The sequence below is a fragment of the Sorangium sp. So ce590 genome, from assembly GCF_051521365.1.
GTDB lineage: Bacteria > Myxococcota_A > Polyangia > Polyangiales > Polyangiaceae > Sorangium.
Genome location: NZ_CP150346.1, coordinates 7521251 through 7546105, shown reverse-complemented (window position 1 = coordinate 7546105; position 24855 = coordinate 7521251). Strand labels below are relative to the sequence as shown.

Sequence of the window (24855 nt, the reverse complement as noted above, 5' to 3'; positions counted from 1 at the left end):
CACGAGCAACCGTTGGTGTCACGTCATGAGATCGGTTACGAAGGAGTTGAAGTAGATGGCAACCATTGACGACTATGCAAAGAAGTACGCTTCGCAGATCGCCCAAGCCGCAACCACCGTCACCAAGGCGAAAACTGCCAGCGCGGACAGAGCGTCGTTCGAAGCGACGGTCTCCAGCATTCTTTCCGACATCGACTCTCTTACCTACTCGGACACTGGCGCAAAGCTAGCGTCTGCCGACGAAGAGACGCTGCTCAAGGCCGTCGACAAGGCCCTTGGGATCGAAGTCGGAGTGATGGTTCTTGTCAAGAAGTCGTCGATCCAAGGCGCCCTAGCGTACGAGAATGCCCTCGCCGCACTCATGCAACAGGTACAGTCAACTGCCCAGGCCAAGAAATGAAGTCGGTCCAGCATGATGCCCTTTTCTCTCGTTCAGCCGATGTCGGCGTACTCGTTGCCGTTGAAGTCGAGCTCGATGCCACTCTTGCGCTGATGCAGCCTGCTCCCGATCAAGACCACGTCCTCAAGGTCTTCTGGCGCGAATCCATTTACTACTTCGGTACACTCGGCACGTACACATGTGCCCTGTCCATGTGCGAGAAGGGATCCATCGGCCGCGATGGATCCATTCAGGCTGGGACTCGCCTTCTCGAGCGGTGGCACCCGCGAGCGCTCTTCTTGATCGGGATCGCTTTTGGGAAGAATGTCAACGACCAAAAGCAGATGCTCGGCGACATCTTGGTTTCGACCCAGGTCTGTCCGTACGATTCCGCTCGAGTCGGCGCTACGACTACCGAGCAGCGCGGTCCGCGCCCGGAGGCGGGGCTCACTCTCCTCAACCGCGTCAAGAATCTTCGCTTTCGGTGGAAACCCGACAGTAACGCTGATGAACGCAAGCCGATATTCGGTCCCATTATCTCTGGCGAAGAGCTGGTTGACAACATCGACCGAAAGAGGCAGCTTTTTCTCGCATTTCCGGATGCTGTTGGTGGGGAGATGGAAGGCGCAGGGGCATACGCGGCAGCAGAACGAGCGAGAGTAGAGTGGCTCATCATCAAGTCGATATGCGATTGGGCGGACGGAACCAAGAACAAGGACGCACAGCCCCTGGCCGCTGTGAACTCGGCGACTCTACTGAAGGCACTCTTACTGGAACCCGGTCTCGCGGACGCGCTCGCTCGACCGACTGGCACTATTGCCGCCGAACTCGCCCCCCGACCACCATCAGCAGAAGACTTCATACTTGAGAATCTGGTCAAGGCTCGCAACGATGCGAATCAACAACGAGCAAAGACTGGCGATGTCATCATGCGGTTTCTGACTTCCGGTCAGCCTGGGGGCGCCCCTCGAATCCCCGACAACTCTGACGCATACTATGCAACCCTCGTTGCGGACCATGAACAGGCCTTGGAGACGTGGCTCAACGTCTATGAAGACGCATCTGGTCGGGTCCTCAACGGTACGATTTCCCTGGCAGGATTTAACAACGTTCTCGGTCAGGAGATCATCGAACTCTGCGACATCGAGGGGCCACAGACGAAGCGCCTTAAGCCGCGGGAGTCGAGCGCATTTCACGCGATCTGGGCGGTGTACGATCAACTTCGATCACTGCGAGAGGGAAGAGGTGCCTAACTCACGGATGGATCCGACAAACCAAGCTTACTTCGTGCGCTTGCTTTGCGGCTCATCCGAGCGTTGGGCGGGCGGTCACTGGGCGCCAAGGCGGAGCAGAGACGGCGCCTACGGCCACGGGCAGCGGCGCCTGCAGGCCGTGGCCGCGACCGGCGGACGCCAAGCTGGACCGTCAGCTTCGAGGACGCGGAGGCCATTCAACGTGGCTCTTCCATCTGGGGACCGGGCGCGCTATCGTAAGGCGATCGGTATTGCTGCGCCAGTGACGCGAGCTCAGGAGCGCGCACCCTATTTCGAGACTTTACGATGACAACCACGACCGATCTTCTCGCCCGCGGGTACCTGCCGAAAGAGTTGCCTCCCCCGTTCACCTCAGCCTCCCTGGCGGCGCACTTCCGGGCACTTCCCGCAAGTTTGGTTCGGGACTCGTACGCCCTTCGCTACTCGTACTCAAAATACGCTTCAGTGCGCCGCGCACTCTCCATCCCCAATCCCGTCCACTTTATCGCCCTGGCAGATGCCATTAGCTCCAACTGGGCTGCGCTTTATGGCCATTGTCAGACGTCGCCCCTTTCTTGGACGAAACCTAAAGTGGACTCGGTTCGCGCGATCACGTGGGAGACGCCGTTAGAACATATTCCCCAACTCCGCGCGGAGTATCGTGTCGGAGCCCGATACGTTCTTCAGGGAGATGTGTCGGCCTGCTACGCTAGTATGTATACACACGCTATTCCGTGGGCACTTCACACAAAGGCGATCGCCAAGTCAGATCGTAGCACGAAGAAATCCGCAACCGGTGGGCCTCCTCTCCTCGGGAACGTACTCGACGAGGCGAGCCGAAACATTCAATCAGGGCAAACCGTCGGCATCCCGATCGGCCCCGACACGTCACTCCCGCTTGGTGAGGCGATTCTCACCGAAGTAGACAAGATCGTGGTCGGAAGGCTCGGCTCGTCCGTGCTCGGGTTTCGATTCGTCGATGACTATGAGTTTGTCTTCGACACATTCGCCGAGGCTGAGCAGGCGCGGAATGTTCTACAAGACTCTCTGGCCGAGTATGAACTGCAACTCAACCCACGAAAAACTCGGATCATTGAGCTGCCCGGCACGCTTGACACTCCGTGGGCTCAAGACTTGGCTGCCTTTTCACTCGGCTCAAAGAGTCAGAGCGTACTCCAGTCCCAGCTCATCAGGTATTTTAGCAGGACGTTTGACCTTGCCAACGCATTCCCTGGGGACCCGGTGCTGAAATATGCGGTAAGGCGCCTCTCCGATGTCGACACAAAATCCGCATCGTCGGTTCTTCAGCAACTGCTTTTTCAAGCAGCTGTGGCGGATCCGGGCACGCTTCAGACGGCTCTCTACATCGCCTACCAGCATAAGCGCGCCGGGCTTCCTGTTGCTACGTCATCGCTGGCTCGCGCTCTCAGCGCGATCCTTGGCAGGCATTCCGCGCTGCAGCATGGCGGCGACATTGCCTGGGCACTCTGGGGGGCAATTGTCTTTGGGATCCGACTCGAGGAGCCAGTTATTGCGGCGTTGGAGAAGGTCACCGACCCCATCGGCGTACTCATGACGCTATTTGCCGAGAGCAAGTCTGCGTTCTCGCGCCCACTTCAGAAGGCTCTGTGGGCTCCTATGGCCCATGCGAGCGAGCTCTTTGAACCTCGTTGGCTCGTGGCGTACGAAGCTTTCGGACATGGGTGGCTTCCCGCTGTGACAGTCGATCCGGCCGCATCAGATCCGTTCTTCGCAAGTGCCCGGAGCAAGGGAGTACGCTTCATCGATCCAGCAACCCCACTCGAGATTCCTGAACCTTCGCCCGGGGGGAAGTATGACTAGCGGCCGCTCGTTCGCTATTGTGCACCAGGAGCCGCCCAACGGAACATGCCGTCGAGGTAAGATCCGAACGCACCATTTGCGAGCCTGTGAGAGTTCCTTGTGCCGCTAGACCTCCCCTCCTTCGCTGACAAGCTTCGTCGGCTTCGCGATATGTTTGGCGAGACGAGCGCCGAGTTGGCACGCACGACTGGAGTCTCTGAGGCACGAATCGGCGCCCTTGAAGCTGCAGCGGCGATGCCAACGGGGGACGAGATCCTCATTCTCGCCGATCATTTTAAACTTGAGGATTACCGATTTCTGATTTCGAACGAACAGCAGACGGCCCTGGAGCGAACTGAGAAGCTCTTTCGCGCATATGCCTCAGAACTGTCGACAAGTGATCGTTGGGCGATTCAAGAATTCCTGTTTCTTTGCGAGAATGAGTCGTTCTTGCTCCACGAACTCGGACGGCCACCGCGAGTTCGGTTTGCCTTCGTGCCCAAAGGGACCTATTTCAAGGCGCATGGCGATGAGGCAGCTGAACGCCTGCGGCGCGCGCTGGGCCATAGTGCAAACGAAGTCCCCGACGTGTTTCACGACTTGCGGGCGCTCGGGTTCCACGTCTTCCGACGGCGCTTGGACAACGAGAATATCTCAGGGCTATTTATCGATCATCCAACAGCGGGCCCAAGCATCCTCGTAAACTACTCCGAGGATGTATACCGACAGCGGTTTACGGCAGCGCACGAAGCGGCTCATGCCATTTTTGATCGCGACCAAGAATATGTCGTTTCCTTCGTGCCGTCATCGTCACGCTGGTCACACGACCGTCTTCGCGAAGTGCGCGCTGACACCTTTGCTGCGGCGTTTCTCATGTCGCCGACACTCCTCCGACGAGTTGACGGCGAGACCCTGACGGAGGATATGTTTTTGGATCTTGCTGACCGGTTGAAGGTCAACGTCGAGCCACTTCGCCGTGCCCTGGTGCGGGACGGGCGTCTGACCGACGCTGCGGCCCTGAAATTTAGAGGCCTTCGTATCCCGCGAAATGCGAAAAATGACCCCGAGTTGCCGTTGTCGCTTACGCCGAAGCAGCGAACTCGCAAAGTGCGATTACTACAGCAAGGGCTTTCCTCGTATTATGTCGATCTTTGCTTCGAGGCATGTCAGCGGGGATTCGTTACCAGATCCCGTACGGCCGAAATGCTGATGCTTGACGAGGCTGAGATGAGTGAGCTGCAGCAGCTATTTCAAGGTGGCGGTCATGATCGAGCGGCGACCTGACCAAGTTGTCGCGCACGTAGTTGTAGATACGTGCGCAGTCTGGAACCTTCTGTCCTCGCAGAAGCTTTACGGTGTTTGCAAGGCGGTTGGGTTTCACTTCGCTCTGGCGGGATACTGTGTCTACGAGTGCCTTCACAAGCCGCGCAAGAACCCGACGGTTGGTGACGCGGAACTTTGTGCACGTTTGGCGGATGCGCGTGGACGCGGTCAGTTTGGGGATCACCCCCTTGCTGTCGAAGACCTACAAGAGATTGACCTGCTTCGCGAGCGGAGGCGACTCGGAAAGGGCGAGCTTGCTACCATCGCCCTCGCAAAGCGGCTTAACATTGGCGCGCAAACCGATGACGACCGCGGCGAGAAGTTGGCGGTGGAGGTACTCTCGCTCGCGCGCGTTCAGACGACTCCTCACGTACTCGGGTGGCTCTTTTTTCATGGGCATCTGCGGGACCATGAGCTGAACACAATTGTCGAAGAGCACGAGAACGTCGGTAGGAACATGGGCAGAAGGTTTCGAAGCGCTTACGAGCGCGCTCTTTACGCCCGGTTGCTAGCGGCGGGGAGGTCGACCTGATCGCGCCCAGTCGCCCAACTCAGCGATGGATCCGACGCCGTCCAAGGTGGGCCAGCGGCCCACCTTGGACGGCGCGGCTCATCGCCAGATCGTTGCGCGGGCGCGGGCGAGATCCAATCCAGCTATTCAGGAAGGCGGAGCGTCTCCACGGCGACGCCATCCTCGCCCGAGATCACCTTGCCCTCCTCATCCCAGCTGATGCCGCCCTTGCCCGGCGGCCCCAGCGTGAAGGTGACGCCCAGGGCCGTGAGCCGGTCCTCGTCGAGGTGGGCGATTCCGATCGAGTCGCCGCCGCGCCCCGGGCCGCCATAACCGCCCTCGCCGCCGTCGCCCCCGGGGCCCCGTTGCAGGAATAGGCCGAGTGGTCCTCCAGCACGCCGCCCGGTGCGCCCCGGCCGCCTCGTCCGCCTCGCTGGGGCTCGCCGCCGTCGCTGCCCTCGCCGCCGTCGGCCATCTCGATCTCGCAGTCGCGCCCCGTCACCTCGGCGTGTAGCGGCGACGATGCCGATGCTCGGGTAGCCGCTCTCGCCCCCCTTGCCGCTTCGTCCACCGCAGCCGCCGGCCCCGCCCGAGCCTCCCCCGGCGCCCCCCTTGGACGCCGCGCCGCACACGCCGAGCCCGCCCCTGCGGGCGCCGCCGCCGCCCTGGCCCGGCGTGCCCCGGCCGCCGTCGCCGGCCCAGTCCGTCGCCCAGCCGGCCTCGCGGCCTCGCTGATGCGGCCGATGCCCTGGCCGGGTGCGCCAGCCCTCGTTTCTTTGCCGCCGGTCCTCGGCCAGTGCGCTCCACATGCTGCCGTGTGGACCTGGATCACGGCCCTGGAGATTTCAATACGGCACCGGATGGTCTCACCGGCCGACCGCGCCGGGCCGCCGTCGCGCCCGTCCTCCGCGCCGCCGGGCAATCCGTCAGCCCCCTCGCCGCCGACGCTCGAGAGCCCGCCGTCCGCCTCGCTGGGGCTCGCCGCCGTCGCCGGCCTGGCCACCGTCGGACGTCTCGATCTCGCTGTCGCGCACGGTGTATCCGTTCGGCGACCACCATGCTGTCCTGGAGCACCGGCGCTGCGTAAAACCCCGAGCCGGAGGTGTCGATGAACGAGAGCACACGCACCTGGCGCGACCGAGTGGCGCGCTGGCATAAGAGCGGGCACTCAGCCCGCGTGTTCGCGGAGAAGGAGGGGGTCAACCCAGGTACGCTCTACTCCTGGAGCCGCCGACTGGGGATGAAGCGGAGCGAGTACCGGCACCGCTCGGACGCGGCGAAGCTGCCTTCATTCCTCCCGGTGGTGGTAGCCTCCCCGGAGGCGACGGCGCCCTCCTCGAGCGCACCGCTGGAGATCGTCTTGCCGGACGGAGCGGTCGTCCGCGTCCCGCCGTCGTTCGATGAGGTGATGCTAGCGCGCGTTGTTCGTGCGCTCGGGGGGGCGCGATGATCCCTGGCCGCGTCTCGATCTACGTTGCCACCGAGCCGCTCGACTTGCGCCGCTCGTTCGATGGTCTCGCTGCCGTTGTGCGCGAGGTGCTACGACAAGACCCGCTCTCCGGAGCGCTGTTTCTCTTCTTCAACCGGGCAGCCGACCGCTGCAAGGCCCTTTGGTGGGACCGCAGCGGGTACTGTCTACTTTACAAAAGGCTTGAGCGCGGGGCATTCCGAGCCCCGCGTGCCGTCACTCCGGGAGCCACAAGCGTCCTCATCGACGCCGCCGAGCTCGCGAAGATCCTTGAAGGCATCGCGCTTTCGCCTTCGAAGTTGCGGCGAGAGGTCCGGCTCGCCGAGACTGCCTCGCCTCCAGCCCCCTGATCCTACCTGATAGCTCTGCCTTCTCGCGGGTAGCACCCATGGATGCATTCCCGTGAGAGGCAGTAATTTTTCTCAACAAACCCCTTCAAAAAGCAGGAGCTCACGAGTACTTACCGCGCCGTGAGCAAGCCGATCGAGGAGCAGATTCGTGAGCTCAAGGACAAGCTCGCGCGCGCTGCCCACGAGCGGGACGAGTACCGCAAGCTCTACGAGCTCGCCAGCATCGAGCTGGAGCGGCTTCGCCGGCACATCTTCGGCCAGAAGGCCGAGCACGTCGACCCCGGGCAGATGCAGCTCGCCTTCGACGCGATCGTGCAGCTGCTCGCGGGCGCCGGTGCGCAGCCGGACGCGGGCGCGACCAGCTCGCCGGACGGCCGCGATGGCGCGGCGCCGAACGGCTCCTCCGGAGGCGGGGACAAGGGGCGCCAGGTCCGCCCGCACGGACGGCAACGCCTGCCCGAGCATCTGCCTGTCGAGCGGATCGAGCTGTTGCCGCCGGAGGCGCACGATGAGCGCGCGACCGCGCTTGTCCGCGTCGGCGAGGAGATATCGGAGACGCTGGAGTGGCGGCCCGCGAGCTTCGTGCGGCTGCAGATCGTGAGGCCGAAGTTCGCGGTCAAAGGGGAGCCCGAGCAGGGCATCACGATCGCCGACGTCCCCGACAGCCCGATCCCGCGCTGTCTCGCCGGTCCGGGTTTGCTCGCGCACGTGCTGGTGAGCAAGTACGCGGATCACTTGCCGCTCCACCGGCTGGAGAAGATCTTCGAGCGCTGGGGCCTTCACCTCTCGCGCTCGACGCTGTGCGGCTGGGTCGAATCGTGCGCCAATAAGCTCGCGATCCTCGTCGGGGCGATGACCAACGATGCCCTGAACGCGCACTGCATCGCCATCGATGCCACCGGCGTGCTCGTGCAAGCAAAGGACAAGTGCCGGCGGGGCCACTTCTGGGTCCTGGTGGCGGACCGAGAGCACGTCCTGTTCCGATTCACGCCCCATCACAACCAGGATGGCCCGAAGGCGTTCCTTCGCGGCTACAAGGGCTATGTCCAGGCCGACGCCTCGAATGTCTACGAGCAGCTCTACCGCACCGAGCAGGTGACCGAGGTCGGTTGCTGGGCCCATTGCCGGCGGAAGTTCTTCGAAGCGATGACCTCCGACCGGGACCGCGCGACGGTAGCCATCGGCTTCATTCGCAAGCTCTACGCGATCGACAAGGAGACCAAGGAGCTGCCTCCGAGCCGTCGAACCGAGCAGCGCCGGATCGATGCCGAGCCCGTGCTCGTGGCCTTCCGCGTCTGGCTTGAGACAGAGGATCTGCTCGTCCTGCCGCGGAGCCCCATCGCCGGGGCCATCGGCTACGCGCTCAACCAATGGACCGCACTCACTCGCTTCCTCGAGGATGGGCGGCTTCGCTTGGATAACAATCGGAGCGAGCTTGAGCTCCGTCGTGAAGCCGTGGGCAGGAAGAACTGGCTCTTCGTGGGCAGCAAGGACGGCGCCGAGTGGAACGCCACCATCGTGTCGCTCATCGCCTCCTGTGCGCTGCACGGCATCGAGCCGTGGGCCTACTTGCGCGACGTGTTGATCCTGTTGCCAACCTGGCCCCCCGAGCGGGTCATCGAGCTCGCTCCCAAGTCCTGGAAGCAGACCCTCGAGAACGCCGACGCTCGGCAGCGGCTCGCGGCCAGTCCGTGGCCCCGGGCGCCAGCCGCGACGCCCAGCTGATCGCTGCTCTGCGTCGCCGTCCACTGCCGCGGGCATGGACGCCGCCTTGCCGCCCGCCGGGCGCGTCGCTCGCCGGCTTTGGGGTGCTGGTGCCGCCTCTTCGATGCTCGCGCGGTCGACGCATGGCTTCCGGCGCCTCGTCGACGACTCGGGCCCGGCAGCGGCATCGGCGGCACGCGGCTTCGCCGCCGCGCGCCTGCGGGCGACGTGCACGCGGGCGGCGACCTCGGCGTCGACCGCCGTTTCCTCCGCTCGCTGCTGGGCCCAGCCACCCTTCGTCGCAGACCGCTCTTGCTCTCGCATCGCGTCGCGAATCTACGGCGACGGCGCGCACCACGCGAGGATGGGGTCTACAGGACGCATACCGCACGGTCACCCCGGCGTGCAGCGCGACGAGGCCGATGCTCGGGTAGCAGGACGACGGAACGGAAGACGGCGAGCCGGAAGGGAGAAAGGGTTGCGCAGCAACCACAAAGGGCACCCGAGACGGCGACGGGGCTGCGCAGGAGACCACCGGGGCTGCGCGGGAGACCACCGGGGCTGCGCAGGAGCCGGACGGTTGTAACAAAGGACACCAATGGAGCCGCCCAGGAGGGGCACGGGGCCGCGTAGGACGGCGGCGAGTGTTGCATAGTTGCCGCTCCGCAGAGCGCGTTCTGAAGCGTGCTTGTGGAAGGCGGCCACGTGCGTAGAGTCGCGGTGCGATGGCGAAGCGACGGAGCGGGGAGGAGGGGGTCGAAGTCCCGAGCCTGACGACGGCGGTGCTGAAGCTGTCCGCGCCGCATGTCGCGTGGCAAGGCCGCGAGGACGCCCCCGCCCGCGCGAAGGGGCGCGCGCGTGGCGCGGCCGGGCAGGAGGAGCGCGCGGGATCTGCCGAGGCCACAGGCGTGCGGCGCCGCAAGAGCGCCGCCCAGCCGTCCGCGGACGAGATGGGCGAACGGCGGCCGACCCGAGGCGCAGACAAGCAGCTCCGAAGCGAAGCGACCCGAAGGCGCCCCGCCAAGACGCGCTCGACGGTGGCAGGGCGATGCGACGACAGCACCGGCTCGACGACCCGACGCACCTCGGCGCGGAAAGGACGCGCGCCTGGCTCGGCCGTGCTGGACGCGGCGAGCGCTGTGGGCGCGACGGACGCGGGCAACGCGGCGCGATCAGCGATCGCGCAGGGCGAGGCGCGAGCCGGTGATCCGAGCCAAGTCCAGGTACTTGAGCCGCCCCTCGGCGATGAGGCGTTGTCGCGTCGCGACCCAATTCTTGGGGCTCAGGTCGAGGATGCGACTGAGCGGATAGCTCGGAGCCACGGTCAGGATCTCCTGCAAGTAGAGCTCGGGGTCGAGCCCGTGTACCTGGCAGGTAGCGATGAGCGACGTGATGGCACACGCCCGGACAGCATGCTCGTCGCTGCCGTGGAAGAGCCAGTTGCGCCGTCCCTTGACGACGCGGCGCAGCGCCCTCTCGCTGGCATTATTGTGGATGGGGATCTCCCCGTTGGAGACGAACTCGCAGAGTGCCTCCCTCTGGTTGTGCAGATAGACCAGCCCTTCGCGCAACGGCGAATGCTCCGGGATGACCTGCCGCTGCGCTTCGACCCAGGCGAAGAGCTTCTCAATCAGCGGTGCGGACTCGCGCTGCCGGATCTCGAGACGCTCGTCCGGGCTGCACAGGGCACATCCCTCCTCGACGCGGAAGAGCGCCTGGATGGCCTGCAGCGCGAACACCGCCTCCTTGCCCGCCCCGGCCTTGAACGCCTTGAAGAAGCGCCTTCGTGCATGGCTCCAGCAGCCGGCCTCGCGCGCCTTGCCCGGCCCGAACAGCACGTTGTGGTTGGCCGAGGCATCGGCGACGAGCGTCCCCTGGTAGCCGCCGAAGAGCTTCGCGACCGTGGGGCCGTCGTACGTCGGTGTATAGCGAAACAGCACCCCATCGCCCGGCGCGACCAGGACGAAGACATGCCCGTAGCGGTGCTTCTCCTTGGCCCGGATGGCGGTGCCCGTCGCATCCATGGCGAACCACGACCTCGAGAGCGCGTCGCTCCACAGGGCATCGGCGATGCGCATCGCGATGCCACCACAATCGTACTGCCAGCGTGTCATGTTGCCGCGGCTGATGCGGAAGCCGCGGCGCTCCGACTCCACCTCTTGCCGGTAGTAGGGCGTGTGGTAATCGAGCTTGTGGACGAACAGATGGGCCAAGAGGCTCGGATCGGCAAGGCATCTATCGATCGGGCGCTCCGGCAGCGAGGCGATCTTCACCGGTCCGCCGCTGTCCTCCGCAGCGTCCGACCCGGGCGTGTAGCGTACGAGGACGCCGTCGACGAAGGGGTTTTGCTTGAAGCCCGTGTCCGCGGGGATCCCCAAGAGCTCGTGCTCCCGCACGACCAGGGGCTCGTCGAGCTCGTGCGTGACGGCCGGCCCACCTGCTGGCAAAGGAGCAGGCATCTCGCCCGCTCCGCTGCTCGCCGCCGGGGCTTCCGCCTTGGCCACGTACTTGAGGCGACGCCAGACGATCTCCACGGGGCCGCCGCGCCGGTGGCCGATCACCGAGCTGTCTTCGGCGCCCACACGCTCGAAGCGCTCGATGCCTTTGAGCAGCACCTCCGGCGGCAGCGACTCGATGACCACCCTCGGGATGACACCGATGCGACGGCGCCCGTGCTCGTGGCGCTTGGCTCGCTTGCCGCCTCTGGGCTCCGAGCCGGAGGAGGACTCTGCCGTCCCCGCGCGCTCCGGCGGGCTCGCGGAGCCCGGCGGCTGGTTGCTGCCGTCGCTCGGGTCCGCATCGCGCGACGCGCAGTGCTCGGCCTGCGACGAAGCTTCCGCCGGACAGGCGCCTGGCTCGCCGGCCAGCGAAAGCCGCAGTTGGTCAGGCGAGACCTGCTCGGAGACGTGGCGCCGGAACCCGATCTCCAAGGTCCGAATCGTCTCCTGCAGCTGTTGATTGTACGCCTTGAGCGACTCGACAGTGCGAGCGAGCTCTTGGGCCTGCTGCTCCGCCGTCGAGAGCTCGGCCAGCCTCGCCTCGAGCTCCTGCACCCGCCGGAGCAGCGCGTCGACCGCCGACCCGGGGTCGGCGGGGCTCCCCTGGGCTTGTCCCCTGGCCTGGAGGTAGCCGAGCACGAGCGCCGCGCCGTCAAGGCGCTCTGGCTCCGCCGACTGCGGCAGCGCGGCCTCACCGGATCGTGTCGTCGAGGTCAAGGCGCGCCATGGATGCCCTCTCCGCTTGCCCTTGACAAGTACCTTATGCAGCCGACGTGTCGCTACTTTCGACGAGAATCTCTCACCGAAGACGGGAATGCAGGGCAGACGTGGTGCGCCATCGGCGCCGCGCTCCCGCGAGGTCTTCGGGCGCGATGCAGCTCGCGCCCTGCTCCATCTCCGCATCCGGCTGCGCCGGCCGCCATCGGGCCGCGCTGACGCCGGCAGCGTGGTGAACGAGCGCCGGCGCAGGCGCCTCAGTGGACCAGCCGGCGGCGGCTTGCCAGCTCTTCCACGGGTAGGCCGGCGAGCAGCTGCGCGAAGTCCTGTGCTGACAGCTCGATACACTTGCCGTCGGCCTCGGTGAACGAGGGCAGAGCAAACGCACCCTTCGAGAGACGCTTATACAGAATCGTATATCCGTTGCGGTCCCACCAAAGTGCTTTTAGCCGGTTGCGCCTCCTGTTGAGGAACAAGAACAGCGCGCCACTGGCCGGGTCCAGGCACAGCACCTGCCGGGTGATCGCGGCGAGCCGGTCGAACGCGCCACGCAAGTCCACTGGACCGACCGCCAGATAGACGGCTATCGTCGCGGGGGTCACCGTCCCCTCCGCAGCGCTTCGATCGCTTCCACGAGGTCGCGCGCGCCTATCCCACATACCTGCATCCGCGTCCCATCGGCAAATGCCACGTTGAGCCGCACAGGCGGCGCCTCTCGGCGCTCCGGGCGCACCACGACGGGGAGAAACGGAACATGCTGAGCCGCATTGGTGGCTCTTGGCAACGCACCCTCGTCTGCGCGCTCACCGCCAGCCACCCATCGGTCGACGGTCATCTTGTGGACACCGAGCTCCGTGGCGATCTCGGTCGGCGTCGCCCCCGCGCGGGAACGCTCCCTGGCGTACGCCTCGGCTCGCTCCCGCAGCTCGCTCGGGTACTTCCCACGGCTCTTCTGCTCTCGATACCTCGACAGCTCTGCACGCAGCTGCACCAGCTCCCTGCTTCCTGGCATTGCTCGCTCCTCTTCGCTCGACGAGGGCGCGGCCCTCATCGGACGTCGCGTAGCGTGCAACCGAAGCTGGCCAGGGAAAAGATGCGGTCCGCGGAGCGGCTACGTTGCATAGGACACCAACGGCGGTGCACAGGAGGGCGCCGAGGCCGCGCAGGAGGGCGCCGGGGGCTGCGCAGGAGGGCGCCGGGGGCCGCGCAGGAGGCCCACCGGGGCCGCACAGGACGGCGCTGGGGCTTATCCAGGAGGGCCAATGGGCTGCGCAGGACGGCCCCGGGGTATCGAAGCGTGTGCGCACGCGGTCACCCCACGCGGTGCAACCACCTTCCGGCGAGCGCCACCTCCTCTGCGGCCGCAAGCACGGTCTCCTCCCCTCCGGCTCGACGGAAGAGGCCGGCGAGCTGCGCCACGCTCGCCCATCCCTGGAAGACACCGGCCAGCGACGGAGTCCCCGAGGCGTCCAGCAGGCTCGCCGAAAGCAGCCGCGCCGCATCGGCGGGGCTCATCCAGGGGGCGGCCCCGCAGAGATCGCCGAGCGCGTCGGCGTCGTGGCCTCCTGCCTCGAAGGCAAGCACCGCACGCCGTGCCGCCTCGGCGCGCATCGATTCAGGGAGCGCCCCTGCAAGCCGCGCCAGCGCGCCAGTCCGCGCATAGCTCCCGGAGGGCTCGACGCAGCCCTCCGCGATTCGTAAAGCCGCTTCGTCCCCCAGGAGCGCGACCGAAGCGGAAGGGTGCTCCTTGACCCGATGGCACCGCTCCTCCGGGGCGAGCTCCTCGAAGAGTGCCCGCACCTCCTCCACCGGCCGCCGGCCCGGAGGGAGCGCCTCACCAAGGCGAAGCAACGCGTCCGCCCGGTAGCCTGCGCTGCTCCCCGCCCACCGCAGCACGAGCGCGCGCGCCTCGTCCTCTCGCCCGACCGAGACCAGGCGTGCACCGAGAGCATGCACCGGCCAGACCGGGACCTCCTCGAGCGCCCTCTCCAGGAGAGGCTCGGACAGGTAAGGCGTCACGGCCTCGGCTTCCTCCCTGGTCTCGAAGCACCAGGGCGCCCAGAGTCGTTCGATCTCCTGAACAGCACGAACTCTCGCCTCTGCCGGCAGCGCGGAGAGCAACCGGGCGAGGACGCGGATCCGCTGGGGCGCAGGCAGGGAACGCGAAGCCCGCTCCAGCGCGACGGCGGAAGCTTCGCTCACCCTCGGCCCAGGCACGAGCGCGGGCGCCCCTCCCGCGCGCGCGATGGCCTCTGCCGCGACCTCCTGGGCTTCCTCTTCGGGGAGCAGGCCCGCCGCCGCGACGAGCCCCCAGACCGCATCCCCCTCCTCCGACCGGCGCGCAGCTGCCAGCGCGAAGCGCGCAACCCGGATGCGCCTCTCGCCCTCCGCCGCCTCCGCCACGGCGACCAGCGCCGAGGGGCTTGGCCACCCCGCGCCCGTGTTCTCGGCGATCTCGAACGCTCGCTCGAGGACCCCGGCTCGGGCGGACGGCGAGACCTCCGCAGAGAGGGCGAGCAAGGACAGCGCGCGCGCCGCGTGCGCCTCAAGCCATGGAGTCACGAGGTCTGCGTCCGGGGTCGCCCAGGGCTCCGCGTCTCCCAGCGTCGCCGCCGCGCCCTGCGCCGCCGCACAGCGGACGAGCGCTGCGGCGAGGGAGGGAGGCATGGAGCCGCAGCGCTCCACCTCCTCTCCGATACGATCGCGCAGGCGGCGGAGATCGAGGAGGGCATCGGCGAGCGCCTCGGCAGAGGCAGCCGCTACCCAGCCCGGCTCGGCAAAGGCGAGCATCGAGGCGACGGGAGCGCCGCCGAGCGCGAGGTGCGCGCTCGCATGACGGCGGAAGTAGGCCGGCCGGCGGCGGGAGGTCTCCGCGGTACATCGCGCGATCGCGTCCCGGTAACACGCCTCGATCGCCTCGTCGCGACCGGCGCTCCGCTGCGCCCACGCGACCCGCAGCGCCTCATGCTGGAACCTCAGCGCGCGCGCCGGCCCATCCCAGCGCAGGATCCGATCGAGGGACGGTAGGACCACGTGCAGGAGACCGCGCGCGGTAAAGTCGTCAATCTCCAGGAGCTCCGCGACATCCTCTGCATCGAGCGGCGAGAGCGCGCGCGCCAGCAGGGAGAGCACCTCCAGCGCGACCTCTCCTCCGTCGAGGCGCCGGAGCTCACGCTCGACCTCCGCGGCGAGCGCCTCCGGTCCGCCGTCTCCCCCTGCCGCCGCCCAGCTCGGAATGCCTCGGCTCTCCGCCGCCGCGGGGGAAGGTGGTGCAATCTCGACGAGGAGCGCATCCGCGTCCTCCCATCCGAGGCGCTCCCTCCAGGCGTGCGCTTCGCCCTCTCCGCCCGAGATGGAGACCAGACATCGAACGCGCAGTCCTAGCTCCCGGAGCGTCGAACCCCGAGCGTCGCGAGGCCAGTCGACGCACTCGTCGAGACCATCGAGCACGAGGAGCACCTCGGGCTCGTCCTCGTCCTGGCCATTGGCCAGCCTGTTCCGGAGCTCGGAGCGCAGCTTCAGGACGTCCCGCGGAGGGTGCAGCACGTCCTCGCCGAGCTGCTCGAGGAGCGACGCGAGGATCTCCTGCTCGAAGACGAAGGCGCTCGCCCGTCCTACCTGCACCGCGGCGACACAACCCCGCGTGCGCTCGACCGCCTCGTCAACGAGCCGGGTACACAGCGCCGTCTTGCCGGCTCCCGGAGGGCCGTGCAGCACGCACGCGGGGCCCGGAGCAGCGCGCCATCGCTCGAGCGCTTCACGGGCGCGCTCTTCCCCCTCGGTCCACGAGATGGGCGCGGGAGCTCTTTCCTTTTCCTTTTGATGCATGCGCACCTCGGCGTGGGGCGTTCGCCTCCGCTGTTCTAGGCCCTGTAAACGCCGTATTGACCCTTCTTGCCCTTCGCCCCGATGACGTGCTCCTGAATGCCGAGCCTCTCGAACATCGCTCCGCATTTCTCGCACGGGTCGACCCGCTTCCGCATCTTCGCGCTGTCGTACGTCTCGATCGAGAGGCCTTCGTCCTGGAACTTCTTCTTGATGCGCCGGTTCACCTCGGCGTCGGTCTGCTCGGGGGTCATGCGATCCTGAACGCGCACCTTTTTCTGCTCTTTCATCACGTCTCTCCGGATGTTGTCCCCCATCACCGTCAAGACCTGCGCCTCCGCGCACGGCTTGTCGCTGATGTGACCGGCGGGCGAGACCTTGCCTCCCTCGCTGGGGTTCCTTCCCGTGTACGGCTTCGTGCTGCCGTCTTCATCCACGTACGTGAGGACGTTGCCGTCCCTGTCGAGGATGCGGGAATAGATGAGCCCATCGGGATCGACGAGGGTCCACGGCTGGTTGCGCGCGTACCAGTAGGCGTTCATCTCGCCGTCGATCTCCGCGGGATCGGGCGAGATGTACCTCCCGAGATCGGGATCGTAGTAGCGGTGCCTGTTGTAGAAGAGCCCCGTCTCCACGTCCTCGTACTGCCCCAGGAAGCGCACCGGTGTCGGCGCGCGGTCTCCGGCTTCGGACGTCACCTTCCCCCAGGCAGTGCGGAACAGCTCGCCCGCGACCTCACCTTTGCCATCCACGAGGCGCTCCGGAAAGCCCGTCATGGCTTCGTTCAAATAAAAGAGCCACGGCCCCACGACCGGCCCCTCCCCGGTGTGCCTCGTGTCGCGGTGAGCCCACGGAGCCCCGCTCTCATCGAAGCAGTAGGTGCGCTCCTCGGTATTCCCCTCGGGGGTCGACGCGATCTCGTGCGCGAGGGTCATCGCGTCCCAGCAGAAGCGCGTCGTGCGCAGGAGGCGCACCTCACCGCCCTCTCCCCGCTGCCACACGGTCTTCTTCATCCTTCGCGCGAACGCATCGTACGTGAGCTCGACCGTCGTCCCGCCCGGCCCCTCGACCTTCGTGAGCATGCCGCTCGCCGACCAGGCATAACGCGTCACGTGCTCGTCCCCGGCAGCGCCTCGCGCCCTTTTCTCGATCAGCCGCCCCTGCTCGTCGTAGAGGAGGCGGGTGGAGCCCTTGGTCTCCAGCCGGCCCCCTTTCCCATAGCTGCGCTCCTCCGCCCCTTCGCCTCGCTCGTGAAGGTTTCCGGCGGAATCATAGCGGAAGAGCTCGACAGCAGAGGGCCGCCCGGCCGCGAGCCCATCGCGCGCCTCCTCGGGGATCACCGCCAGGAGCTGGCCGAGCGCATCGTGCTCGAAGCGCTTGTGTCCGAGATGCGCATCCCACACGGCCGCGAGGTGCCCTGCCGAGGTATACTGGAAGGCCTGATCCACGGTCACGTTGGCCCTTTTGGGTCCGACCCACTCCGGCTCGCCTGGCCGCATCGCGATCGGGCTGGATGACGACGACACCCGCCGTGTAACGAGCCTGCCGAGCGCATCGTGCCGCGTGTCGATGCGGCCTCCATCGGGCAGGAGGGTCTCGACCGTGAGCCCCCGTTCGTCGTGGCACGAGAGGATCTCGTGCCTGCCGTCGAGCCGCGTGCGCGTGCGGCGCCCGGCCTCATCAAAGGCCCATTCCACCACGTGACCACGGGACGTCGCCCTCCGGAGCGCAGTCCCGACCCGATCGCAGGTCACCTCGATCAGGAACGCCTCGCCGTCCACGACCTGCTTCTCCCCGATCACCCATCCGACCGCGTTGCGTCGAAGCTCGACCGTGCACCCGCTCCCCTCCGCCAGGATCACCTCGCCACGGCCGTTGTAGATGAACCGCTCCTCGGCCCCGTCGTCGTAGATCTTCCTCACCACGCGCCCGGCGAGGTCGCGCTCGAGCGCCGTTGACTCGCTGCCACGGCGGATCAGGAGGACGCGCCCGAGCGCGTCGCGTTGATAGCGGATCTCCCGACCATCGAACGTCTTCTCCTCGATCGGGAGGCCGAGGGCGCCGACCTCGATCGAGTACACCTCCCCCTTCGCGTTGTGGATCTCGACGAGTCGCTCCTGCCGGTCGTACCGGAGCTGAACGACGCTCCCGTCCGGCAGGATGGCGTCCGCCAGCGAGCCGGTGCCTCCGCGCACGAGGCGGGTCGTTCGACCGTCAGCGTCCGTCACGCGGATGAGGTTCTCGTCACCATCGTAGTCGTAGCGCGTGACAGCGCCGTTCGGCTCGCGTACCGCGAGGAGCAGCCCCTTGTCGCTGTAGGAGAACTCGGTCACGCGCCCGCCCTCGTCGCGCTCCGCCGTGCGCCGCCCGAGCTCGTCGTACGCGGCCGTCCAGCGCGCGCCGGAGGCGCGGATCACCTCGACGAGATTGCCGTGATCATCGTGACGGTAACGTGTCTGATGCCCCGTCGGGGCCACAGTCGATTCCATGAGGCCGCGAGAATCGAAGCGGACCTCGAAGGTCGCGCCGATCGGATCGGTCCAGAAGATCGCTCGCTCGGCGTACGCCACCTCCGTCACGCCCCCTTCCGGATCGATGATCTTGCGGATATTCCCGTTCCGCAGCCGCTCGATCAAGGTCTCGTTCCCGAGCGGGTCCACGATTCGCGTCTCGTTGCCGAAGATATCGCGCGTCCAGCGGGTCGTCGCTCCGAGCGGATCGGTGAACGAGCTCAGGTGGCCCCGCTCGTCATACGTGCGCGTATACACGCTCCCGGCCGTGATGGCCTTGTCGACCTTCCCATGCTCGTTACCGAAGTAACGGTGAAATGTGACTGCGTCTGTGGCCTCCGAGTAGCCATCGGGATAGAAGTCGAGCCGAACGTGGTGGATGCCCTTCGCCGGCGTCTTGCCGTCCGACAGAAACGCCGGGACTGAGGCGGCGAGGCACGGATCGACCGCGCCGGGGTAGTCTGCCCATGTCTCGACACATCGTCCGGCGGCGTCGTATCGATAGTGGAATGTGAGCCCAGTCGGCCTCTGCTGCCAGACGAGCCGGTGGTCGTCGTCGTAGCCGTACTTCGTGCTGTGTCCGTCCACATCGGTCACCGCCACGAGATCGCCGGCTTGATCGTGCTGGTAGCGCGCGAGGACGAGCGAACGCCCCCCGGACGCGCGGCTCACGAACTCGATCTGGCCGATACGTCCCGCGGACGCCGGTCGAAGCCGCAGGACGCGCCCCACGCTGTCGGTGACCTGGGCCAGGCGCCCTTCGACATAGGTGAGGGCGATTCGGTTGTTGAACGCATCGACCTGCGCAGCGAGGCGGAAGCGATGCTGCGTACCGGCGGCCGGATCCGGCTCGAACAGCAGGCGGTCCCCGTCCGGAAAATCGAGGGAGAAGCCGTCGCCCTCCCTATGGAGGATCCAGCCGTGCGGGCCGATCACGCCGGAGTCCCGCGGAACGAGCCCGAATTCCTCCTCGATCCCGTCCGCCGTGACGACGATGGTGGTCCGCCGGCGAAGTTCGATCGCCCATGCGAGGCTGTGGCTCCATCCGAAGCCGAGGCCGACGTCCCGCTCACGCGCCTGGCTCCCGTACGACCGGACGAACTGGAGGGGCAGGGGACCCGGGAGGTCGACGTCCGTCTCGGGGACCGTGAACACTCGGCCGGTGACCACATCGACCGGCTCGCCCTGAGCGATTCTTCCGCTACCGCTGCTTCCATGGTGGTTCGGGCAGCCGCCGCCGTCTTTACCGGCACCGCACGCGTTTTTCCCACCGCCCTTGGCCTTGTCGCCGCCGTTCTTGCCGCCGGCCCCCTGTCCTCGCCCCTTGCCGCGGCCCGAGACTCCGCCACGCCCGCCGGAAACAGCGCCTCCGCCCATGACAAACACACCTGGGTTCATGCCAGGAATTGCCGGGATGTTCGGGACAGGGGCGGTGCGAGCCATGACGGGAATGCTGCCAGAACTCGAATGTAACCGTCAATCTCGCCGCCCCGCCGCGTCGAACGCGACTGCTCCGCCGCGATTCGCGTGCCGCGCTCGCTCCAGCGCGTGCGCGGAATGTCTCCCGGCCCGGGCGCGAGCGTCCGCAGGGTCGGCTGCACGAGAGCCAACGTCTGGGTGACGCCGCGGAGAGCAGAGGAGCAGCGCCGCCATGTTGAGCGTGCGCGTGGGGAGGCCGGAGTACGACTCCGCCGCGCCGCCTGGGCCGAGCAGCGGATAGTCGTCAAGCGGCGTGAGGAGGGAGGCGGGGGGCGATGCGCCGGAGCGGCCGTGGCGGCCGCCCGGATCCAGAGCCTCGACGAGCCCGAGCAGACGATCGAGGGGGCGAGGAGCGGCCGGATCTCGGTGTCGCGCACGGCCACCTTGGCGTGCAGCGCGGCGAGGGCGATGCTCGGGTAGCAGGACGACGGAACGGAAAACGGCGAGCCGGAAGGGAGAAAGGCACCCGAGACGGCGACGGGGCTGCGCAGGAGACCACCGGGGCTGCGCGGGAGACCACCGGGGCTGCGCGGGAGCCGGACGGTTGTAACAAAGGACACCAATGGAGGCGCCCAGGAGGGGCACGGGGCCGCGTAGGACGGCGGCGACTGTTGCATAGGACACCAACGGCGGTGCACAGGAGGGCGCCGAGGCCGCGCAGGAGGGCGCCGAGGCCGCGCAGGAGGGCGCCGGGGCCGCGCAGGATGGCGCCGGGCGGCACAGGAGGGCGCCGGGGCCGCACAGGAGGGCGTCGGGGCCGCGCAGGAGGGCGCCGGGGCTTGCGCAGGACGGCCGACGGCGCTGCGCAGGACGGCCGACGCGGCCGCCCCGGGATCGAGCACGCCGTGGGACTCGCCCTGGACCGGCGTGCGCATGGCAAGCGTTGCCTTCATGGCAAGGCTTGCCAGCCCCCCGGGAGGCAAAAGCGGCAAGGACTGCCATCACGCGCCGATGCCCGCGTCCCGGACGCGACGAGGCGACCGCTCCCGCGCTCCGCCGGGACGGGCGCCCCCTCGTCGCGCCGGAGCGTCACAGGCCAGATTCCCGTGGCACGCTCGTTGCGCTGTCGCGATGTCGATGGGTGTACGCCGAGCGAGGTGAGGGCGCCGCTCCCATCATGGATCGGCCGCTCGCCTCGCATCCACATCCGACCTGCTCCGCGTCGCGCAAGCGTCGCCGGAACTGCGTCGCAGGCGGCGGGTGGCGGCACGCGCCATGGGACCGGGAAAGCTGCCCGGCCACTCGGCCCCCTCCGTCCAGGAGTACGAGAAAGCCGCGCGCTGCATTGCCGTACTGAAGAACACTTGTGCGGACTTCCTCGATATCGACGCTCTGTTCGACTCGCACCCCGAGTGCTCCACGGTCTTCGTGGGCAAGGTGGCCGATGGCGGCGAATGCACCGATGACAACGATTGCAGCAGCGCGACCTCGATCAGGCAGGATGAAGCTCGTCGCCATGATCACCGAGCCGAGCAGCATCGCCCGCTTCCTCACCGCGCTCGGCGAGCACTGAATGACAAGCTAAGGAGATTGCAATGAAACGTGACGTTCGCACCGGTTGGCTCGTGTCGATGATGGCCCTGTCCACGCTGGTGGTGGCGTGCAGTGACAGCGGCGGCGGGCCAAGCAGCAGCGACGGCGGCAGCGGCGGCAGCGGCGGCAGCACCGGCACCACCATGGTCGGCGACGGCGGCAGCGGCGGCAGCGGCGGCGGCGAAGCGGAAGGCCCGAGCGCTATGCAGGCGTGCTTGGCTATCTGTGAGGCGCACAAGCTGTACGGCTGCGATCCGCCGGATACGAACTGCGTCCAGGACTGTAGCTTGATAGTCGTCCCGCTGTCCCGCCCCGCGTGCGAGGACGAGCTCGTCGCGTACTATTCGTGCTGGCTGCCTGAAGCCTCCACCTGTAAGCAGGGGTTGCCCGCCGACTGCCAGGACGAGAAGGACGCGTACTACGCGTGCCTGGACGCTCACGGGTGCATCGGGCTGGAGTGCGACTACCCGCACGGCCTGGAGGGCAACGAGTGCGCGTGTTCGTCCACGTGCCTCAGCAAGAAGCACGAGGTCAAGTGCGGGCCATCCGAGGACGGTACGACGATGTGCTCGTGTCTCGTCGAGGGAGTCGAGGTCGGGACGTGCGAGGGCGCGCCCAGGGAGGTGTGTCACCTCACGCAGGGCTGCTGCCAGCAGTTCTTCGACATCAACTGACCGTTCGTCTCCGCTCACCGCTCCGCCCCGCCTCCTGGAGCGCGGCGTCCCGTGAACAGGCGGTTTCCTCGCAGTCGCCCCGCGGAATCGTATACGCTGCATGCATGAGTCAGGTCGTGATGCAGGCAGCGGAGTTCTCGACGGTCGCTGCGGCGGAGCAGGCCGCGGCGGAGCTGCGGCGGCTCGTCGCCGACTATGCCATCTACGAGAAGACCGCCGACGCGCCGTGGAGCGAGGGCGCCGTGCCCGCGCCGCTGGTCGAGTTCGGGCGGCGGCACGGCGTGCCGTGGCCAGGCGACGCAACGTCGCGGTTCCTGCTCAAGGGCCTGTTCAATGACGAGGCGAACGTGCTCAGCGTCGATCGCCTGGTGTTCTTCTGGGGCGGCGGCTTCGATCTCGGCGGCGCGTGGCTGCGTGAGGTGCTGCTGCGCGGGCTCGGCGCGGTGCATTCCACCGACGCGCCGCGGCTGGTGGTGCGCGTGGACGATCCCGAGGCTCGCGCGGCGGCGTCGGCCGAGTTCCTCGTCGAGGAGGACTACGAGGAGCCGTTCACGACGACGGACGACGCCTTGCTCGATCGTGCGCCGTTCACCATCACGTTCGAGCGCGACGGCGACCGCGTTCACCTGACGTTCGATGACTCGGGCGGGCAGGACTGGGCGTTCGTCGCGATGCTTCCCCAGCTCTCGGGCGACGATCCCACGCTGCGCCCCTCGTCTTGAACCGCGAGCAGGCTGCTGGGGATGATGCCCCGGTGCTCTTCCTGGACGCCGGAGCTCAGGCACCGCGGCGGGCGGGCCGGCGCGGCGGCGTGATGGGGGCGAGGGGTGTCCGCCGGGGAAGAGCACGGCGGCGGCCGAACGCGCGGGCCGCGACCGAGATGCTGTGGCATGCCACGTCGCGGTGAGCAGCAGGTTCACGCTGCGACGGAAAAACTTCGCTCCGGCAATATCTGCTCTCGTGGTGAGCCGGTCCGATGGCGATCTGCTACTGCCATTGGTGAAACCGTTGATTCGCCAGAACGATGCTGGCGTTCTCTGCGCTGCCGGAAGCTCCGTTCGTGGCCTTCGCGATGACCTCGAACTCCTCATGAAGAATGCCTGTGGTTCGATGAGGAAGCCTCCGTGCGTCCGGAGCGGACGAGGCGTGACAGCAAAGCAGGCGCGTCCTCTCGGGGGCCTCGCTCGGCCATCCCGACGACAGGAGAGAGGGGTATGTCGAAATTCCGCTTGAGCCGACGTGCCATGCTGCGAGGAGCCGGCGCCATCGCCGTCGCGCTCCCGTGGCTGGAGATCATGGGAACCGAGCGCCTGGCGCGCGCGCAACCCGCCCCCGCCCGGCGCTTCGTCGCCGTCTACACGCCCGGCGGGACCTTGATCGACCGCTGGCGTCCGACCGGCACCGAGACGAGCTTCACCCTGGGTCCCATCCTGGCGCCGCTCGCGCCGGTGCAGGACCGGCTGCTCGTCGTCGACGGCCTCGACATGAAGAGCGCGCGCGGTGAGCAGCACCAGGCCGGGATCATCGCCTGGCTCACGGGCACGGAGCAGATGGTTCACTCGACCGGCTACGCGGGCTACGCGGGGGGGCCGTCCATCGATCAGGTGATCGCCTCCCGGATCTCCGCCGGTCGGACGGCGAAGGCGAGCGTCCAGCTCGCGGTGCGCTGGGCGACGGGCAAGTCCCACGGCCTGATGTCGCCGATGAACGTCGCCAATTTCGAGGACACCGCGTCGTACAGCCCCATCCCGCCGCGCCTGGATCCGGTGGAGATCTTCACCGAGCTCTTCGGCACGCTGAACCCCGGCGCCAGCGACGACGCCGCCCTCCGCCTCGCGCGGAAGCGATCGATCCTCGACTTCCTCGACGGGCGCTACGCCGCCCTCTCCGCGCGGCTCGGCGCGGCCGACAAGCACAAGATCGACCAGCACCTGACGAAGATCCGCGAGATCGAGCAGAGCCTCGGCAGCACGCCGGCTGCGACGAGCGCCTGCCGGGTCCCGACGAGGGTCGACACGTCCGACTACAACCCGAGCGCGGGGCTCAACGCGGACGACCCCGGCTCGATCAAGGACCCCTCGACCGACGCGGCGATCCCCAAGGTCGGCAAGCTCATGACGGATATGCTGGTGATGGCGCTCGCCTGCGACATCACCGCGGTCGGCACCCTGCAGTGGAGCGACACCGAGGCGAAGTACACGTTGCCGTGGCTGAACCTGGCCGAGCACCACCATTTCTACCAGGAAATGGGCGGCTTCAGGCCGGCCGAGTGCGAGCTCATCTACACCTGGTACTCGGAGCAGCACCTCTATCTCTTGCAGGAGATGGAGAAGGTCGACATGGGCGGGCGCTCGCTGCTCGACGAGAGCGTCGTCTTCTTCGGCTCCGAGATCTCGCATCCGCCGACCCACGCGAAGACGAACATGCCGTTCCTGCTGGCCGGCGGCGGCGGGGGCCTGCGCACCGGGCGCTGGGTCCGGTACCCGAACCTCCCGCACAACAACCTGCTCGTCTCGATCCTGAACCTGTTCGGCGACACCCGGACCAGGTTCGGCGCGCCGGCGTACTGCACCGGGCCGCTCACGAACCTCATGTAGGCATTTCCCGCGATGCTTGGCTGAAGGCGAGCTTCGCCGCCGGCGCAAGCGGCGGGCGCGAGCCATCCTCGACCGTCGAGATCGACGATCGGGTGGATCTCCACGTGCTCGTCGTCGCTACGCGCCCGCGGGTCGCCTTCACGCCCCAGCCTGCGGGCCGCCGCCTCGCGACTGTGGCGCGGACTTACCCGACTTCACCGGCGATGTGGAGCG

The 24855-nt window shown here is 67.2% G+C and carries 18 protein-coding genes; 11 read left to right on the top strand and 7 right to left on the bottom strand.

Features of this window, described 5'->3' with window-relative positions; all coding sequences use genetic code 11:
- The first annotated feature begins 55 nt into the window (after window positions 1-55).
- From WMF28_RS28160 to WMF28_RS28145, 4 genes are all read left to right on the top strand, one after another.
- Window positions 56-400, top strand: coding sequence for a hypothetical protein (locus tag WMF28_RS28160; RefSeq protein WP_437596417.1), 345 nt, complete (start codon window positions 56-58; stop codon window positions 398-400).
- A complete protein-coding gene (locus WMF28_RS28155; protein WP_437596416.1) occupies window positions 397-1632 on the top strand; it encodes a phosphorylase family protein in 1236 nt (411 codons plus the stop codon). Before WMF28_RS28160 ends, WMF28_RS28155 begins: the two co-directional genes overlap by 4 nt.
- Window positions 1633-1938: 306 nt before the next feature.
- Complete coding sequence (locus WMF28_RS28150; RefSeq protein ID WP_437596415.1) at window positions 1939-3474, top strand: RNA-directed DNA polymerase; 1536 nt, start codon at window positions 1939-1941, stop codon at window positions 3472-3474.
- A gap of 150 nt (window positions 3475-3624) precedes the next feature.
- On the top strand, window positions 3625-4737 hold the full coding sequence (locus WMF28_RS28145; protein ID WP_437596414.1) for an ImmA/IrrE family metallo-endopeptidase: 1113 nt from the start codon (window positions 3625-3627) through the stop codon (window positions 4735-4737).
- Window positions 4738-4978: 241 nt separating this feature from the next.
- On the opposite strand, the gene WMF28_RS28140 is transcribed toward WMF28_RS28145, so the two are convergent.
- A complete protein-coding gene (locus tag WMF28_RS28140; RefSeq protein ID WP_437596413.1) occupies window positions 4979-5215 on the bottom strand; it encodes a hypothetical protein in 237 nt (78 codons plus the stop codon).
- 215 nt (window positions 5216-5430) lie between these two features.
- On the bottom strand, window positions 5431-6096 hold the full coding sequence (locus tag WMF28_RS28135; RefSeq protein WP_437596412.1) for a hypothetical protein: 666 nt from the start codon (window positions 6094-6096) through the stop codon (window positions 5431-5433).
- 299 nt (window positions 6097-6395) lie between these two features.
- On the opposite strand from WMF28_RS28135, the gene tnpA reads away from it, so the two are divergent.
- The 3 genes from tnpA (at window position 6396) to tnpC (WMF28_RS28120) (ending at window position 8830) form a co-directional block, all read left to right on the top strand.
- On the top strand, window positions 6396-6737 hold the full coding sequence (tnpA, locus tag WMF28_RS28130) for an IS66 family insertion sequence element accessory protein TnpA (RefSeq protein WP_437596411.1): 342 nt from the start codon (window positions 6396-6398) through the stop codon (window positions 6735-6737).
- The gene (gene tnpB / locus WMF28_RS28125; RefSeq protein WP_437596410.1) at window positions 6734-7105 is read left to right on the top strand and encodes an IS66 family insertion sequence element accessory protein TnpB; all 372 of its coding nucleotides are present in this window, start codon (window positions 6734-6736) and stop codon (window positions 7103-7105) included. Before tnpA ends, tnpB (WMF28_RS28125) begins: the two co-directional genes overlap by 4 nt.
- A gap of 120 nt (window positions 7106-7225) precedes the next feature.
- Window positions 7226-8830 (top strand): IS66 family transposase, encoded by a 1605-nt coding sequence (gene tnpC / locus WMF28_RS28120; RefSeq protein ID WP_437596409.1) that lies wholly within the window; start codon window positions 7226-7228, stop codon window positions 8828-8830.
- A gap of 1151 nt (window positions 8831-9981) precedes the next feature.
- Here the strand turns inward: tnpC (WMF28_RS28120) and tnpC (WMF28_RS28115) are convergent.
- The 5 genes from tnpC (WMF28_RS28115) to WMF28_RS28095 form a co-directional block, all read right to left on the bottom strand.
- Window positions 9982-12024, bottom strand: coding sequence for an IS66 family transposase (tnpC, locus tag WMF28_RS28115; RefSeq protein WP_437596408.1), 2043 nt, complete (start codon window positions 12022-12024; stop codon window positions 9982-9984).
- A gap of 257 nt (window positions 12025-12281) precedes the next feature.
- Window positions 12282-12626, bottom strand: a complete 345-nt coding sequence (gene tnpB, locus WMF28_RS28110; RefSeq protein WP_165374362.1) for an IS66 family insertion sequence element accessory protein TnpB — start codon at window positions 12624-12626, stop codon at window positions 12282-12284.
- Window positions 12623-13036, bottom strand: coding sequence for a helix-turn-helix domain-containing protein (locus WMF28_RS28105; RefSeq protein WP_437604222.1), 414 nt, complete (start codon window positions 13034-13036; stop codon window positions 12623-12625). Before WMF28_RS28105 ends, tnpB (WMF28_RS28110) begins: the two co-directional genes overlap by 4 nt.
- A gap of 299 nt (window positions 13037-13335) precedes the next feature.
- Window positions 13336-15852 (bottom strand): AAA family ATPase, encoded by a 2517-nt coding sequence (locus tag WMF28_RS28100; RefSeq protein ID WP_437596407.1) that lies wholly within the window; start codon window positions 15850-15852, stop codon window positions 13336-13338.
- A gap of 35 nt (window positions 15853-15887) precedes the next feature.
- Complete coding sequence (locus WMF28_RS28095; RefSeq protein WP_437596406.1) at window positions 15888-19736, bottom strand: RHS repeat-associated core domain-containing protein; 3849 nt, start codon at window positions 19734-19736, stop codon at window positions 15888-15890.
- A 393-nt stretch (window positions 19737-20129) separates the two neighbouring features.
- Between WMF28_RS28095 and WMF28_RS28090 the strand changes: the two genes are divergently transcribed.
- The 4 genes from WMF28_RS28090 (at window position 20130) to WMF28_RS28075 (ending at window position 24642) form a co-directional block, all read left to right on the top strand.
- Window positions 20130-20258, top strand: coding sequence for a hypothetical protein (locus WMF28_RS28090; protein ID WP_437596405.1), 129 nt, complete (start codon window positions 20130-20132; stop codon window positions 20256-20258).
- A 1115-nt stretch (window positions 20259-21373) separates the two neighbouring features.
- Complete coding sequence (locus WMF28_RS28085) at window positions 21374-22045, top strand: hypothetical protein (protein WP_437596404.1); 672 nt, start codon at window positions 21374-21376, stop codon at window positions 22043-22045.
- A gap of 104 nt (window positions 22046-22149) precedes the next feature.
- On the top strand, window positions 22150-22767 hold the full coding sequence (locus tag WMF28_RS28080; protein WP_061626173.1) for a hypothetical protein: 618 nt from the start codon (window positions 22150-22152) through the stop codon (window positions 22765-22767).
- 522 nt (window positions 22768-23289) lie between these two features.
- The gene (locus WMF28_RS28075) at window positions 23290-24642 is read left to right on the top strand and encodes a DUF1552 domain-containing protein (protein ID WP_437596403.1); all 1353 of its coding nucleotides are present in this window, start codon (window positions 23290-23292) and stop codon (window positions 24640-24642) included.
- Window positions 24643-24855: the final 213 nt, after the last annotated feature.

Coding starts and splice junctions, on each gene's coding strand:
- WMF28_RS28160 (WP_437596417.1), top strand. CDS start 56: ATGGCAACCATTGACGACTATGCAAAGAAGTACGCTTCGCAGATCGCC.
- WMF28_RS28155 (WP_437596416.1), top strand. CDS start 397: ATGAAGTCGGTCCAGCATGATGCCCTTTTCTCTCGTTCAGCCGATGTC.
- WMF28_RS28150 (WP_437596415.1), top strand. CDS start 1,939: ATGACAACCACGACCGATCTTCTCGCCCGCGGGTACCTGCCGAAAGAG.
- WMF28_RS28145 (WP_437596414.1), top strand. CDS start 3,625: ATGTTTGGCGAGACGAGCGCCGAGTTGGCACGCACGACTGGAGTCTCT.
- WMF28_RS28135 (WP_437596412.1), bottom strand. CDS start 6,096: ATGTGGAGCGCACTGGCCGAGGACCGGCGGCAAAGAAACGAGGGCTGG.
- tnpA (WP_437596411.1), top strand. CDS start 6,396: ATGAACGAGAGCACACGCACCTGGCGCGACCGAGTGGCGCGCTGGCAT.
- tnpB (WP_437596410.1), top strand. CDS start 6,734: ATGATCCCTGGCCGCGTCTCGATCTACGTTGCCACCGAGCCGCTCGAC.
- WMF28_RS28105 (WP_437604222.1), bottom strand. CDS start 13,036: ATGCCAGGAAGCAGGGAGCTGGTGCAGCTGCGTGCAGAGCTGTCGAGG.
- WMF28_RS28100 (WP_437596407.1), bottom strand. CDS start 15,852: ATGCATCAAAAGGAAAAGGAAAGAGCTCCCGCGCCCATCTCGTGGACC.
- WMF28_RS28095 (WP_437596406.1), bottom strand. CDS start 19,736: ATGGGCGGAGGCGCTGTTTCCGGCGGGCGTGGCGGAGTCTCGGGCCGC.
- WMF28_RS28085 (WP_437596404.1), top strand. CDS start 21,374: ATGAAACGTGACGTTCGCACCGGTTGGCTCGTGTCGATGATGGCCCTG.
- WMF28_RS28080 (WP_061626173.1), top strand. CDS start 22,150: ATGAGTCAGGTCGTGATGCAGGCAGCGGAGTTCTCGACGGTCGCTGCG.
- WMF28_RS28075 (WP_437596403.1), top strand. CDS start 23,290: ATGCTGCGAGGAGCCGGCGCCATCGCCGTCGCGCTCCCGTGGCTGGAG.